At 57.6% G+C, this 14,227-nt stretch carries 15 protein-coding genes and 1 other RNA gene; 10 read left to right on the forward strand and 6 right to left on the reverse strand.

The genetic code is table 11. From position 1 onward, the window contains the following. Positions 1 to 160: 160 nt before the first annotated feature. Positions 161 to 1,057 (reverse strand): GlxA family transcriptional regulator, encoded by an 897-nt coding sequence (locus tag ACZZ0D_RS01635; protein WP_172680158.1) that lies wholly within the window; start codon positions 1,055 to 1,057, stop codon positions 161 to 163. A gap of 250 nt (positions 1,058 to 1,307) precedes the next feature. On the opposite strand from ACZZ0D_RS01635, the gene ACZZ0D_RS01640 reads away from it, so the two are divergent. After that, complete coding sequence (locus ACZZ0D_RS01640) at positions 1,308 to 2,444, forward strand: acyl-CoA dehydrogenase family protein (RefSeq protein WP_463552303.1); 1,137 nt, start codon at positions 1,308 to 1,310, stop codon at positions 2,442 to 2,444. 162 nt (positions 2,445 to 2,606) lie between these two features. Here ACZZ0D_RS01640 and ACZZ0D_RS01645 read toward each other — a convergent pair whose 3' ends face one another. After that, entirely contained in the window at positions 2,607 to 3,647 is a 1,041-nt protein-coding gene (locus tag ACZZ0D_RS01645; RefSeq protein ID WP_463552304.1) for an NADP(H)-dependent aldo-keto reductase, read from the reverse strand. 245 nt (positions 3,648 to 3,892) lie between these two features. Between ACZZ0D_RS01645 and rplM the strand changes: the two genes are divergently transcribed. From rplM to ACZZ0D_RS01680, 7 genes are all read left to right on the forward strand, one after another. Beyond that, positions 3,893 to 4,321 carry a 50S ribosomal protein L13 gene (gene rplM / locus ACZZ0D_RS01650; protein ID WP_019693576.1) on the forward strand — a complete coding sequence of 143 codons (429 nt, stop codon included), beginning with the start codon at positions 3,893 to 3,895 and terminating at the stop codon, positions 4,319 to 4,321. Between the two features lie 14 nt (positions 4,322 to 4,335). Then, positions 4,336 to 4,728 carry a 30S ribosomal protein S9 gene (gene rpsI / locus ACZZ0D_RS01655; protein ID WP_008080273.1) on the forward strand — a complete coding sequence of 131 codons (393 nt, stop codon included), beginning with the start codon at positions 4,336 to 4,338 and terminating at the stop codon, positions 4,726 to 4,728. A gap of 269 nt (positions 4,729 to 4,997) precedes the next feature. Next, positions 4,998 to 5,591, forward strand: coding sequence for a ubiquinol-cytochrome c reductase iron-sulfur subunit (gene petA, locus ACZZ0D_RS01660; protein WP_053123662.1), 594 nt, complete (start codon positions 4,998 to 5,000; stop codon positions 5,589 to 5,591). Then, entirely contained in the window at positions 5,591 to 6,802 is a 1,212-nt protein-coding gene (locus ACZZ0D_RS01665) for a cytochrome b (protein WP_016985147.1), read from the forward strand. The genes petA and ACZZ0D_RS01665 overlap by 1 nt, the downstream gene beginning before the upstream one ends. Next, entirely contained in the window at positions 6,802 to 7,581 is a 780-nt protein-coding gene (locus ACZZ0D_RS01670; RefSeq protein ID WP_053123660.1) for a cytochrome c1, read from the forward strand. Before ACZZ0D_RS01665 ends, ACZZ0D_RS01670 begins: the two co-directional genes overlap by 1 nt. Before the next feature lie 170 nt (positions 7,582 to 7,751). Beyond that, positions 7,752 to 8,345: a glutathione S-transferase N-terminal domain-containing protein gene (locus ACZZ0D_RS01675; RefSeq protein ID WP_463554752.1), complete on the forward strand. Its 594-nt coding sequence runs from the start codon at positions 7,752 to 7,754 to the stop codon at positions 8,343 to 8,345. Between the two features lie 16 nt (positions 8,346 to 8,361). After that, positions 8,362 to 8,775: a ClpXP protease specificity-enhancing factor gene (locus ACZZ0D_RS01680; protein WP_053123658.1), complete on the forward strand. Its 414-nt coding sequence runs from the start codon at positions 8,362 to 8,364 to the stop codon at positions 8,773 to 8,775. Between the two features lie 219 nt (positions 8,776 to 8,994). Here the strand turns inward: ACZZ0D_RS01680 and ACZZ0D_RS01685 are convergent, their stop codons facing one another. From ACZZ0D_RS01685 to ACZZ0D_RS01700, 4 genes are all read right to left on the reverse strand, one after another. Then, entirely contained in the window at positions 8,995 to 9,573 is a 579-nt protein-coding gene (locus ACZZ0D_RS01685) for a BON domain-containing protein (RefSeq protein ID WP_007917023.1), read from the reverse strand. Beyond that, on the reverse strand, positions 9,570 to 10,163 hold the full coding sequence (locus tag ACZZ0D_RS01690; protein ID WP_008082788.1) for a phosphoheptose isomerase: 594 nt from the start codon (positions 10,161 to 10,163) through the stop codon (positions 9,570 to 9,572). The genes ACZZ0D_RS01685 and ACZZ0D_RS01690 overlap by 4 nt, the downstream gene beginning before the upstream one ends. 104 nt (positions 10,164 to 10,267) lie before the next feature. Next, positions 10,268 to 10,630 (reverse strand): YraN family protein, encoded by a 363-nt coding sequence (locus ACZZ0D_RS01695; RefSeq protein ID WP_053123656.1) that lies wholly within the window; start codon positions 10,628 to 10,630, stop codon positions 10,268 to 10,270. Then, positions 10,630 to 12,441 (reverse strand): penicillin-binding protein activator, encoded by a 1,812-nt coding sequence (locus ACZZ0D_RS01700; RefSeq protein WP_401244311.1) that lies wholly within the window; start codon positions 12,439 to 12,441, stop codon positions 10,630 to 10,632. Before ACZZ0D_RS01700 ends, ACZZ0D_RS01695 begins: the two co-directional genes overlap by 1 nt. A 177-nt stretch (positions 12,442 to 12,618) precedes the next feature. Between ACZZ0D_RS01700 and rsmI the strand changes: the two genes are divergently transcribed. Next, positions 12,619 to 13,524: a 16S rRNA (cytidine(1402)-2'-O)-methyltransferase gene (gene rsmI, locus ACZZ0D_RS01705; RefSeq protein WP_159815078.1), complete on the forward strand. Its 906-nt coding sequence runs from the start codon at positions 12,619 to 12,621 to the stop codon at positions 13,522 to 13,524. Positions 13,525 to 13,597: 73 nt separating this feature from the next. Then, an RNA gene (gene rnpB, locus ACZZ0D_RS01710) (RNase P RNA component class A) lies at positions 13,598 to 13,951 on the forward strand. The last annotated feature ends 276 nt before the right edge of the window (positions 13,952 to 14,227 follow it).

A 14,227-nucleotide genomic window follows, 5' to 3' on the forward strand; every position in this document is an offset into this window, starting at 1 on the left:
CCATTCTGTAGGAGCTGCCGCAGGCTGCGATCTTGATCGTTCCCACGCTCCGCGTGGGAATGCATACCGTGACGCTCTGCGTCACATTCCGGGGCGGACGCAGAGCGTCCATTGGCAGCATTCCCACGCAGAGCGTGGGAACGATCATCGGGGGGGAGGGTTAGGCAGCTTGCTGAAACTGCTGCCGATACTGGTTCGGCGACAGCTCGGTGTGCTGACGGAACAACCGCGCAAAGAAGCTCGCGTCGTCGTAACCGACCTCATAACTGATGGTCTTGATGCTCTTGCGGCTGCCGGACAACAAGCCCTTCGCCGTCTCGATGCGCAGCCGCTGCAGGTAATGCAGCGGCTTGTCGCCAGTCGCAGTCTGGAAGCGGCGCATGAAATTGCGAATGCTCATGCCATGCTCGCGCGCCACATCTTCGAAGCGGAATTTGTCGGCGAAGTGCTCTTCAAGCCAATGCTGAATCTGCAGGATGATCACGTCCTGATGCAGCTTCTGCCCGCCAAAACCAATGCGCCCCGGCGAATAATTGCGCTGCACTTCGTAAAGAATGTCGCGGGCCACAGCCTGCGCCACGTTGGCTCCACAGAAGCGCTCGATCAAGTAGATGTAAAGGTCGCAGGCCGACGTGGTGCCGCCGGCGCAATACAGGTTGTCGGCGTCGGTCAGGTGCTTGTCCTGATTCAGGTGCACCTTGGGGAAGCGTTCGGTGAAGGCGTTGAAAAAACGCCAGTACGTGGTCGCCTCCTTGCCATTCAGCAGCCCGGCTTCGGCCAGCCAGAACACCCCGGTGGCTTCGCCGCAGAGCACAGCGCCGCGAGCATGTTGCTCACGCAGCCACGGCATGATTTGCGGGTAACGGGTGCACAGGGTTTCGAAGTCGTCCCAGAACGCCGGGAGGATGATGATATCGGTGTTTTCCAGACCACCGTCGACGGGGATCACCACATCGCTGAAGCTTGTTACCGGTTTGCCGTCGGGGCTGACGATGCGCGTTTCAAACGCCGGTGTCAGGCCGTGGCCCAGTTGTTTGCCGTAGCGCAGGCTCGCCACATGGAAAAAATCCTTGGCTTGCATGAGGGTGAAGGCGAAAACCCGGTCGATAGCCAGGATGCTGACGCGCCGCAAGGGCGTGGAGACTTGCTTGGACATAATTCAACTTTTGTTTTGTTTTTATAAGGGAAAGTGGTCACCAGACGGCTGGATCGTCTTATTTTTTGTCGGATGTGTCCAGTGTCCTGTGTCGGAGGGGAGGCTTAGTCTCTGAGGGTCATCTCCCTCCAACAAGAAAGAAAGGTGCCGCATGATCCCCAGAGCCTTGTTCAGCTCCGAGCACGAATTATTCCGCGACAGCGTACGAACCTTCCTCGAAAAAGAGGCCGTGCCGTTCCATGCGCAGTGGGAGAAACAAGGCCACATCGACCGCAAGCTGTGGAACAAGGCCGGGGAGGCGGGGATGCTCTGCTCGCATTTGCCGGAAGAATACGGCGGGCTGGGGGCGGACTTTCTCTACAGCACCGTGGTGATCGAAGAGGTCGGCCGGCTGGGCCTGACCGGCATCGGTTTCTCGCTGCATTCGGACATTGTCGCGCCGTACATCCTGCATTACGGCAGTGAAGCGCTGAAACACAAATACCTGCCGAAACTGGTCTCCGGTGAGATGGTCACCGCCATCGCGATGACCGAACCTGGCGCGGGCTCCGACCTGCAAGGCGTGAAAACCACCGCTGTTCTCGACGGCGATGAATACGTGATCAATGGCTCGAAAACCTTCATCACCAACGGCTTCCTCGCGGATCTGGTGATCGTCGTTGCAAAGACCGATCCCAAGGCTGGCGCCAAGGGCACCAGCCTGTTTCTGGTCGAAGCGAATACGCCGGGTTTCGAGAAGGGCAAACGCCTCGAGAAGGTAGGGATGAAGGCGCAGGACACGTCGGAATTGTTCTTCCAGGACGTACGCGTGCCGAAAGAAAATCTGCTGGGGCAGGCCGGGGCAGGGTTTGCTTATCTGATGCAGGAGTTGCCTCAGGAACGCCTGACGGTGGCGATTGGCGGTCTGGCCTCAGCCGAAGCAGCGTTGCAATGGACGCTGGATTACACCCGTGATCGCAAGGCGTTCGGCAAGGCGATTGCCGATTTCCAGAACACTCGCTTCAAACTGGCCGAGATGGCCACTGAAATTCAGATCGGCCGAGTGTTTGTCGACAAATGTCTGGAACTGCATCTGCAAGGCAAGCTGGATGTGCCGACGGCGGCGATGGCCAAATACTGGGGCACCGACCTGCAATGCAAGGTGCTCGACGAATGCGTGCAACTGCATGGCGGCTACGGCTTTATGTGGGAATACCCGGTGGCCCGGGCGTGGGCGGATGCGCGCGTGCAGCGGATCTATGCCGGTACCAATGAAATCATGAAAGAGATCATTGCGCGGTCGCTCTAGGTTTTGATCGTTCCCACGCTCTGCGTGGGAATGCCGCCGGGGACGCTCTGCGTTCCGCTTCGGAGGTGATCTGATAGACCTCTTCGCGAGCAAGCTCGCTCCCACAGGTACGGTGATCTCCTGTGGGAGCGAGCTTGCTCGCGAAGGCGGTTTATCTACCGATCAAGGCGCGGGGTTCGGATGATCCTTGTGAATCGCCTCAATCCCTTCCAGCACTTCATCGGAAAGCTTCAGATCAAAACTGGCGATGTTGCTGTCCAGTTGTTCAAGCGTCGTCGCGCCAATGATGTTGCTGGTGACGAACGGTTGCTGGGTCACGAACGCCAGCGCCATCTGTGCCGGATCCAGACCGTGCTCACGGGCGAGGGCGACGTAACGGCTGCACGCTGCTTCCGACTGCGCATTGAAATAGCGGCTGAAGCGGCTATAGAGGCTCAGACGGCCTTTCGGCGGACGTGCGCCACTTTCGTACTTGCCTGACAGAAAACCAAACGCCAGCGGCGAATAGGCGAGCAGGCCGCACTGTTCGCGGATGGCGATTTCTGCCAGACCGACTTCGAAGCTGCGGTTGAGCAGGTTGTACGGGTTCTGGATCGACACCGCACGCGGCCAGCCACGGGCTTCGGCGAGTGCGAGAAAGCGCATGGTGCCCCACGGCGTTTCGTTGGACAGACCGATGTGGCGAATCTTGCCGGCCTTCACTTGCTCGTCGAGCGCTTCGAGGGTGTCTTCCAGCGGTGTCAGATTGGCTTCGATCTTGTGCTTGTAGCCCAGTTGTCCGAAAAAGTTGGTGCTGCGCTCCGGCCAGTGCAATTGGTACAGATCGATGTAATCGGTCTGCAGGCGCTCGAGGCTGGCATCCACCGCGGCGGTGATGTGCTGGCGGTTGTGACGCAGGTTTTTATCGCGGATGTAGTCGATGGTGTTGCCCGGGCCGGCGATCTTGCTGGCTAGGATCCAGTCGGCACGATCGCCGCGACTTTTGAAATAATTGCCGATGTAACGCTCGGTGGTGGCGTAGGTTTCGGCTTTCGGTGGCACCGGGTACATCTCGGCGGTGTCGATGAAATTGATCCCGGCTTCCTTGGCGCGTTCGATCTGGGCGAAGGCTTCAGCTTCAGTGTTTTGCTCGCCCCAGGTCATGGTGCCGAGGCAGATTGCGCTCACGTTCAGGTCGGTACGGCCTAGCTGGCGATAGTCCATCGGGAACTCCTTGGGCAAAACAATCATAAAAGCAGGTTGAATTATTTTTCGCAATCTGCATAATTGCCGACCTCTTTCTGCAGTGGAAGTGATGCGCCGCCGCCGAAGAATCTTGCCGTTGAACGGACGCGCCGACCCGAGCCCCCGAAAGCGTCTGTATCCGGCTGCCTTTGACTTGTCAAAGTACGCACTATTCAGTAAGATCCGCCGTCTAATTTACAGGGCGGCCCCTGAGGCTATAAAGAATGAAAACTTTTACTGCTAAACCAGAAACAGTAAAGCGCGACTGGTTTGTCGTCGACGCTGCTGGTCAGACCCTGGGTCGTCTGGCCACCGAAATCGCGAGCCGTCTGCGTGGCAAGCACAAGCCTGAGTACACTCCTCACGTTGACACCGGCGACTACATCGTCGTAATCAACGCTGAGCAGATTCGTGTTACCGGTGCTAAAACCACTGACAAAATCTACTACTCCCACTCCGGTTTCCCGGGCGGCATCAAGTCGATCAACTTTGAAAAGCTGATCGCTAAAGCCCCTGAGCGCGTGATCGAGACCGCGGTTAAAGGCATGCTGCCTAAAAACCCACTGGGTCGCGACATGTACCGTAAGCTGAAAGTCTATGCGGGCGCTGCACACCCACATACTGCTCAGCAGCCCCAAGAACTGAAGTTTTAACGGAATAGTACATTATGTCGGCGACTCAAAATTACGGCACTGGCCGTCGCAAGACCGCAACCGCACGCGTTTTCCTGCGTCCGGGTACTGGTAACATCTCCATCAACAACCGTTCGCTGGAAAACTTCTTCGGCCGCGAAACTGCCCGCATGGTAGTTCGTCAGCCGCTGGAGCTGACTGAGACTGTCGAGAAGTTCGACATCTACGTCACCGTGATCGGCGGTGGTGTAAGTGGTCAAGCTGGCGCAATCCGCCACGGTATCACTCGCGCTCTGATGGACTACGACGAAACCCTGCGTGGCGCTCTGCGCAAAGCTGGCTTCGTTACTCGCGACGCCCGTGAAGTTGAACGTAAGAAAGTTGGTCTGCGTAAAGCGCGTAAGCGTCCGCAGTACTCGAAGCGTTAATTCCGCTTCCACGTTCAAAAAGAACGCCCGCCTCCTCACGGAAGCGGGCGTTTTTTTATGCCTGTGATTTATCAAAGAATTGCGCTGCGACAACTTGCCACTTCCGTAGACCCCCTATACTGCAAGGCTTGAGGGTAAGAGCTCCGGGTAATTCCCTTGTCAGAATTGGGGCTTTTCATTACCATTCGGCAAAATTTTTATAAGTAACATTGATTTATTTAGTAGATGCCTGATTTAACAGGCCACAAAAGCTGATGGGAGAGGACTGAATGAGCAATGACGGCGTGAATGCAGGCCGGCGTCGCTTCTTGGTAGCAGCCACATCCGTGGTGGGTGCTGCAGGAGCGGTGGGGGCTGCGGTCCCGTTCGTGGGGTCATGGTTTCCCAGTGCCAAGGCGAAAGCCGCCGGTGCACCGGTGAAAGTGAATGTCAGCAAAGTCGAGCCAGGACAGCAGATGATTGCTGAATGGCGTGGCCAGCCGGTGTTCATTGTCCGCCGTACCAAGGAAATCCTGGATAATCTGAAAAAGATCGAGGGCCAGCTCTCCGATCCTGAATCCAAAAACTCCACGCAACCCACCTATGTCGACCCTGAAGTGCGATCGATCAAGCCGGAAATTCTGCTGCTGATCGGGATCTGCACACACCTGGGTTGCTCACCGACCTTCCGTCCCGAAGTGGCACCTGCGGATCTGGGTAAAGACTGGGTAGGCGGTTATTTCTGCCCTTGCCACGGTTCCCACTACGATCTGGCTGGCCGCGTCTACAAGTCGCAACCTGCGCCTTTGAACCTGCCAGTTCCCCCGCATTCCTATGAGACCGATGACCTGATTGTCATTGGCGTCGATACGGAGAAAGCGTGATGAGCAAGTTCATGGATTGGGTTGATGCGCGCTTTCCCGCGACAAAAATGTGGGAAGACCATCTCAGCAAGTATTACGCGCCAAAAAACTTTAACTTCTTCTATTTCTTCGGCTCTCTGGCACTGCTGGTTCTGGTAAATCAGATCGTCACTGGTGTCTGGCTGACGATGAGCTACACGCCGTCGGCAGAAGAAGCGTTCGCTTCCGTTGAATACATCATGCGCGACGTCGAGTACGGCTCGATTTTGCGTCTGTTGCACTCGACCGGCGCTTCGGCGTTTTTCATCGTGGTTTATCTGCACATGTTCCGTGGGCTGCTCTACGGTTCGTACCAGAAACCGCGTGAACTGGTCTGGGTGTTCGGCATGCTGATCTACCTGGCGCTGATGGCCGAAGCCTTCATGGGTTATCTGCTGCCATGGGGTCAGATGTCCTACTGGGGTGCCCAGGTGATCATCTCGCTGTTCGGTGCGATACCGGTGATCGGTAACGACCTGACCCAGTGGATTCGTGGTGACTACCTGATCTCCGGCATTACCCTGAACCGCTTCTTCGCCTTGCACGTTGTTGCGCTGCCGATCGTGATTCTCGGTCTGGTGGTGTTGCACATTCTGGCGCTGCACGAAGTGGGTTCGAACAACCCTGACGGCGTCGACATCAAGAAGCACAAAGACGAAAACGGCATCCCGCTGGACGGCATCGCCTTCCACCCGTACTACACCGTGAAAGACATTGTCGGTGTCGTTGTGTTCCTGTTTATCTTCTGCTTTATTGTGTTCTTCTTCCCGGAAATGGGCGGCTACTTCCTCGAAAAACCAAACTTCGAGCAAGCTAACCCGTTCAAGACACCAGAGCACATTGCGCCGGTTTGGTACTTCACACCGTTCTACGCAATCTTGCGGGCAATCCCGGACAAGCTCATGGGCGTTATCGCCATGGGCGCGGCGATTGCGGTGCTGTTCGTGCTGCCGTGGCTGGATCGAAGCCCGGTCAAATCGATGCGCTATAAAGGCTGGATGAGCAAAATCTGGCTGGTAGTGTTCTGCATTTCGTTCGTGATTCTCGGCATTCTCGGTGTGCTTGCGCCGACGCCGGAGCGAACCTTGCTGTCGCAGGTCTGCACCTTCCTGTACTTCGCCTACTTCATTCTGATGCCGTTCTACACCAGGCTCGAGAAGACCAAACCGGTTCCGGAAAGGGTGACTGGCTGATGAAAAAGTTATTTTTTGCTCTGATTTTTGCTGCGTTGCCTGTCTTGTCGTTCGCTGCTGAACACGGTGCGGAGCTGGAAAAAGTCGACATCGATGTCGCCGATAAAGCTGCTTTGCAGGACGGTGCGCGCACCTTCGCCAACTACTGCATGGGTTGCCACAGCGCCAAGTTCCAGCGTTACGAGCGCGTTGCCGACGACCTCGGCGTGCCGCACGAACTGATGCTGGAGAAGCTGGTGTTCACCGGTGCCAAGATCGGTGATCACATGACCATCGGCATGCAGCCGGCGGACGCCAAAACCTGGTTCGGCGCAGCACCACCGGATCTGACGTTGGTGGCTCGCGTGCGTGGCACCGACTGGCTCTACGGTTACCTGAAGTCGTTCTACGAAGATCCGGCACGCCCATGGGGTGTGAACAACAAGGTCTTCCCGAACGTCGGCATGCCTAACGTACTGGTCGGCCTGCAAGGTCGCCAAGTGGTGGGCTGCAAACAGGTGCAGATCGTCGAAGACGGCAAGAAGCAATATGATCCGTTGACCGGTACGCCGCTGACTCATGAAGCGTGCGATCAATTGACCATCGTGCCGAAATCCGGTGCTCTGAACGAAGAGCAGTTCGATGAGAAGGTCAAGAATCTGGTAACCTTCCTGGCTTACTCGGCTAACCCGGTTAAGCTGCAACATCAGCGCATCGGTACCTACGTCTTGCTGTACCTGGCGTTCTTCTTTGTGTTCGCCTACCTGCTCAAGCGTGAATACTGGAAAGACGTGCACTGATACGCTTCAAAGCATTGCTGTTAATCGCGCGCGCCCAAGGGCGCCTCCGATAACGCAACGTCTGGTTCGCCAGACATTGCGGGAGGCGCCCTCTGGGCGCGCGCGTTTTTCCGGTTCCAATCATTTCAACAAGCGAGGAGGATCGCCATGGGCGTGACCAATCGGTTGGCCTGTACTCCGACCCCGCCGACCACTATTCCCACCGAGTGCGCATCGTGCTTGCAGAGAAGGGTGTCAGCGCCGAAATCATTTATGTGGAAGCTGGTCGTCAGCCGCCTAAACTGATTGAGGTGAACCCTTACGGAAGTCTGCCTACGCTGGTCGATCGTGACCTGGCGCTGTGGGAGTCGACTGTGGTGATGGAATATCTGGATGAGCGTTACCCGCACCCGCCGTTGTTGCCGGTTTATCCAGTGGCGCGTGCCAACAGTCGACTGCTGATTCATCGTATTCAGCGCGACTGGTGTGGTCTGGTGGATCTGATTCTTGATCCAAAGTCCAAAGAGGCCGCGCGTGTCGTGGCGCGCAAGGAATTGCGTGAAAGCCTGACGGGCGTGTCGCCGCTGTTTGCCGACAAGCCGTTTTTCCTCAGTGAGGAACAAAGTCTGGTGGATTGCTGCCTATTGCCAATACTCTGGCGTTTGCCGATTTTGGGTATTGAACTGCCGCGGCCAGCCAAGCCGCTGCTTGATTACATGGAGCGCTCGTTTGCGCGTGAGGCTTTCCAGGCGAGTCTGTCTGGTGTCGAACGCGATATGCGCTAAGGCTTAAGGAGCCGCTATGAACTCCAGTCGACCTTATTTGGTTCGCGCGCTCTATGAGTGGATTGTGGATAACGATTGCACCCCGCACATGCTGGTCAACTCCGAGTACCCGGCGGTGCAAGTGCCGCAGGGTTTCGCCAGTGACGGGCAGATTGTCCTGAACATCTCGCCAAGTGCCGTACGGCATTTGCACATGGACAACGACGTGGTGACCTTTGAAGGTCGCTTCGGTGGCGTCCCGCACAGCCTGTACGTGCCGATTGGCGCCATCCTGGGGATCTACGCCCGGGAGAACGGTCAAGGCATGGTGTTTGATCTCGAGTCGCCGATGGATGACGAGGAAGAGATCGAGTCGGATGACGACTTGCCACCACCGGACAGCGAACCGCCGCGCCCAACAGGCCGGCCAAGTTTGAAAGTGGTGAAATAAAAAAAGGCGATCCGGATGGATCGCCTTTTTCATGCGCATCTCAAAACTTCACATACATCTCAAATCTGCATACACATCTCAAAACTGCATGCGCATCTCAAAACTTCATATACATCTCAAAACTGTAGGAGCTGCCGAAGGCTGCGATCTTTTGATCCTGATCTTTAAAGCAAGATCAAAAGATCGCAGCCTTCGGCAGCTCCTACATAGAGATGTGTATCAGTCGATGTATTCGAACAGCTTCACAATCTTCTGCACGCCGGAAACGCCCTGCACCAGGTTGGTAGCCTGAGTGGCTTCCTGTTTGGTCAGCAGACCCAGCAGGTAGACGATACCGTTCTCGGTCACAACCTTGATGCGCGAGCCGGGAATGCTCGCATCGGTGAGCATCTGCGTCTTGATCTTGGAGGTCAGCCAGGTGTCGTTCTGGCGAGCCAGGAAACCGGACGGCGGAATAACCTGCAGCTCGTTATGCACGGTTTTGACCCGTTGAACGGCGGCTGCCGCCTGTTCGGCCTTGGCTTTCAGGTCGGCACGAGGAGTTTGGCCGGCGAGCAGAACAACGCCGTTGAAACTGGTCACGACGATGTGCGAATCGTTGTCCAGCGCCGGGTCGGCCTTCGCCACGTTCACACCCACTTTGGTTTCGATCAACGAGTCGTCGATCTTGCTGCCGAAGGTGCGCGTGCCACGGTCGTCATCGATCGGTGCTTCACGGCTGGCGTTCACCACCGACGTGCAGCCGCTGATGCCGAGGCACAGGGTCAAGGCCAGAAGGCCAAGGCGATTAGGGGTCATTCTTCACTCCCGAACAGTTGGCTGTCGATCAGATCGCAGAGGCAATGGATCGCCAGCAAGTGGACTTCTTGAATACGTGCAGTGACATTGGCCGGAACGCGAATCTCGACGTCCTCGGGCAGCAACAGCGAGGCCATGCCGCCGCCATCGCGTCCGGTCAAAGCTACGACAATCATTTCGCGATCATGTGCGGCCTGGATCGCTTGAATAATGTTCGCCGAGTTACCGCTGGTCGAAATCGCCAGCAGGACATCGCCTGGCTGACCGAGCGCACGGATCTGTTTGGAGAACACTTCGTTGTAGCTGTAGTCGTTGGCGATCGAGGTGATCGTCGACGTGTCAGTGGTCAGGGCAATGGCCGGCAGGCTTGGGCGCTCGCGCTCGAAGCGGTTGAGCAGCTCCGAAGAGAAGTGCTGGGCGTCACCGGCCGAGCCACCGTTGCCGCACGAAAGCATTTTGCCTTCGTTGAGCAGGGCGTTGACCATGATCTGGCTGGCTTGCTCGATGTGCGGTGCAAGTACGTCCATCGCCTGTTGCTTGGTGTCGATACTGGCCTGGAAAAGCTGGCGAATTCGGGATTGCATGTCCATCTGTGTGACCTTAAGTAGCGCGGCTATTCGGCACATGAAAGTGCAGCCCGCAAAGCAAAGAGCAAAATTTGTCGGTGGGATTGTCCGGATTGCAGCGCCGACGATCAACTGTCGAAAGCATTCTGCAACCAGTTCAGCTGACTCGGATGGCTGTCGATGGCCACCACGTCGAAGCGGCAGGGGGAATTGGCCCAACGCGACTCGCGCTGAAGAAAATACTGTGCGGCAAAAATCAGTTTCTGCTGCTTGCGCCCATCGATGCTAGCGAGCGCGCCACCCCATTGAGTGTTTTTTCTGTAGCGAACTTCAACGAATACTACTGTATCGCCATCAAGCATGACCAGATCAAGCTCGCCGCGTTTACAAAACCAGTTCTGCGCCAACAGGCGCAGACCTTGTTGTTGAAGATGCTCGAGCGCTTGGCGCTCGGCATCCTTACCGCTTTGCGAGCGTGACCTGTCGGGCATTAGCGCGGGGTGTCCGGCAGGCGCTGCACCTGACCGCTGACGAACTGTGCCCAAGGTAACTGACGCACCACACGCTGGGTCTGGGTCATGCCGAGGCTGCCCGACTCACCATCGATGCGGCTGTCCGGCAATGCCTTGAGCTGATCCAGACGCGGGGCCAGGCGATAGGCGTCAACACCCATCGCGTACAGGCGGCCGAGGCTGCCGGCAGCTTGCGGCCACTGTGCAACCACTTGCTGGCGCAGTGGGTCGCTGTTGTCCAGCAACCATGGGGTTTCGCAGAAGCGAATGCCGTTCATGTCGTTGTACTGGTTGACGTCGCCGCTGGCGCTGTAAACGTGCGAGGTGGCGTAAACCGGAACATCACCAGCGTACTGGAAGTTCAGGGTTGGCTTGATCTGCTGCGCCTGTTGCGGCGTGGCGGCGAGGAAGATGAACTCGATGTCCTGACGACGCGAAGGCTGTGCGGCGACGTTGGTGCCGGCAGCGTTTTGCAGGCTCTTGGCGCGCGCTTCGCTCTGACGCAGCTGGAACATGTCGGCGATCTGCTGAGCCAGTTGCACCGGCTGATCAACGCGCTCGGTGGCAACGATGGTGCCGCCGTTAGCCTGCCAGTCCTGGCTGAACGCGCGCATGACGCGGTCGCCCCATTCACCTTTCGGCACCATGATTGCAGCGCGATGCAGGCCATCAGCACGGGCGCGGCGCGACACTTCGCGGGCTTCGTCTTCAGCCGCCAGACCAAACTGGAACAGTTGCGCCGGGCCTTGATCGCCTTCGCTGTAGTTCAGCGCGAGGGTGGTGATCGGCAATTGCGGGCGAGTGCTCAGCTGTTTGACCAGTGGTTTTTCCAGCGGCCCGACGACCAGTTGCACGCCGTCAGCCTGAGCCTTGCGGTAGAACTCGTCCATCGAGGTCAGTTTCGAGCTGTCGTAGAACTCGATAGCGGGTGGCTTCTGCCCGGCCTGTTGCGCCTGATAGTGCGCCGCCATGAAACCTTCACGCAGTGCTTTGCCGACGGCAGCCAGTTGGCCATCTTGTGGCAGCAGCAGGGCGATTTTGCTCAGGGGCTGGCTGGCCAGTTCCTTGAGTTTGGTCAGCGGCTGCGGCAGGTTGATCGCAGCAGGGTGCTTTGGATTCTGCGCGCGCCAGGTGTCGATCGCGGCTTGTTGCTGTTCCAGCGTACCGGCGGATTTCACCGCCAGTGCCAGGCCCATCCAGCCGCCGAGGTCGTCGGTGGTGTTGGCTTGCAGTTGATCGGTCGGCAGCGAGGCAATCAGTGTCCAGATCGCTTCGTGGTTTTTGCTGGCGGCTTCGCCCTTCAGCAGCGGCGCGATAAAGACGCGCTCGCGAGCGGCAGCCAGGGTCTGACCATCGGCTTCAAGCGCGCGGGCGTGAACGGTGCCGGTGCGCACTTGCTGCTCTTCAGGCATTTCGCCCAGATGCTGCAGGCTTGGATGGCTCAGAGCGGTCAGCGCGGCTTTCGGCTGGTTGCGCGTCATCGCCAGTTCAGCGTTCAGCGTGCTGGCGAAAATCTGCTGGCCGGGCTTCAGTTGCTCCATCGGCACTTGTTGCAGGATTTGCGCGGAGCGTCCGGCATCGCCCTGGTGGTAAGCCAGATCTGCCGCGCTCAGGCGCAACAGGGCAGCTTTTTCCGGGGTACTCGCCTGGCTGGCCTGCGCGAGCAGTTGCTCGATGCTGGCGTCCGGAGTCCGTGGAAGTTCGCCAAGGCTGGAGGAAGGGGAGCTGGCGCAGGCCGCCAATAAGGCAGCGAGGCAGAGGGCAGTGAACAGCCGCAGACAAGCGATCATGTAAGTGTTCCTGATACTCGATCAAATTAGCGTGGAATTGTACCCAAGCACTGGCCGGGGCGCGATGTTAGTGGCGTGAAACGGTCAATTTAGCTGGAGTAAATGTTGCGGCGCTGCGTTACAGCGTGCAAAACCGTGCTCGGGCAGAGCGCAACGCAAGCCTCGTGACGCGCTACAATGGCCGCTTTTACCGATCATGAGGTGTGCGCTTTGACTGCTCCAGGTTCCCCGAATTCCGCTGCTGGCTCGCTTTATGTGGTGGCGACGCCCATCGGCAACCTGGACGACATCAGCGCCCGGGCACTGAAAATACTTCGCGAAGTGGCGTTGATCGCTGCCGAAGACACCCGCCACTCGGCGCGCCTGATGCAGCACTTCGGTATTTCCACGCCGCTGGCCGCCTGCCACGAACATAACGAACGTGATGAAGGTAGCCGCTTTATTACCCGTCTGCTGGCGGGCGACAACGTTGCGCTGATTTCCGATGCGGGCACGCCGCTGATTTCCGATCCGGGTTATCACCTGGTGCGTCAGGCCCGTGCGGCCGGAATCGCGGTGGTGCCGGTGCCGGGTGCGTGCGCGTTGATCGCGGCATTGTCGGCGGCGGGGCTGCCATCCGATCGTTTTATCTTTGAAGGTTTCTTGCCGGCCAAGTCGGTCGGGCGCAAGGCGCGACTGCAAGCGGTCAAAGAAGAGCCGCGCACGCTGATCTTCTACGAAGCTCCGCACCGCATTCTTGAATGTTTGCAGGATATGGAAGAAGTGTTCGGTGGTGAGCGTCAGGCACTGTTGGCTCGCGAAATCACCAAGACCTTCGAGACGCTTAAAGGCTTGCCGCTCTCTGAACTGCGCGAGTTTGTTGAATCCGACAGCAATCAGCAGCGTGGCGAATGCGTGGTGCTAGTGGCGGGCTGGACGGCGCCGGAGTCTGAAGACGCGGTCAGCAGCGAGGCGATGCGCGTGCTGAATCTGCTGCTCGAAGAGATGCCACTCAAGCGTGCCGCCGCTCTCGCCGCGCAAATCACCGGCGAGCGCAAAAACGTGCTGTATCAGGTCGCGCTGGAGAAACAGAAGGGCGAGTAACCCGTCGCGCAGACAGGTCTTGCGGCTATTAGCGCTTGTTCTTCGGGCGCTCTGCCGTTAACCTTCGCGGCGGAGAGTCGATCGGACAGTCGCTGCCCTCTATGAAAATTAGGGGGGGAGGAAAGTCCGGGCTCCATAGGGCGAAGTGCCAGGTAATGCCTGGGAGGCGTGAGCCTACGGAAAGTGCCACAGAAAATAACCGCCTAAGCGCTTCGGCGCCGGTAAGGGTGAAAAGGTGCGGTAAGAGCGCACCGCACGTCTGGCAACAGTTCGTGGCTAGGTAAACCCCACTTGGAGCAAGACCAAATAGGGTCCCAAGGCGTGGCCCGCGCTGGGACCAGGGTAGGTTGCTAAAGATGTCCAGTGATGGCCATCGTAGACGAATGACTGTTCAAGACAGAACCCGGCTTACAGATCGACTCTCCACCTTTTACTTTCCCTGCTTGAATCAATAGCAACAGGGCTGTGTAATATCAGCAGACCTGCTGTGAAAGTCCGGCAGCGGCAAACGCAGTAATAGCCATTTCCCACCGTGCTTCAATCAACAGCAGAAGCGCTTTTGTAATACCGAAAAAATCTTACTCTTAACAAATTACTTTAACTTCCGAGCGCAGCTTCCAGTGCTGCATCAAGTTATTGGTCAAAACTATCCGCCAATTTGTCGTTACCCCTCCTTTTATGTTCCTAAATCTCCGTTCTGTAA

The organism is Pseudomonas sp. AC193, assembly GCF_979258075.1.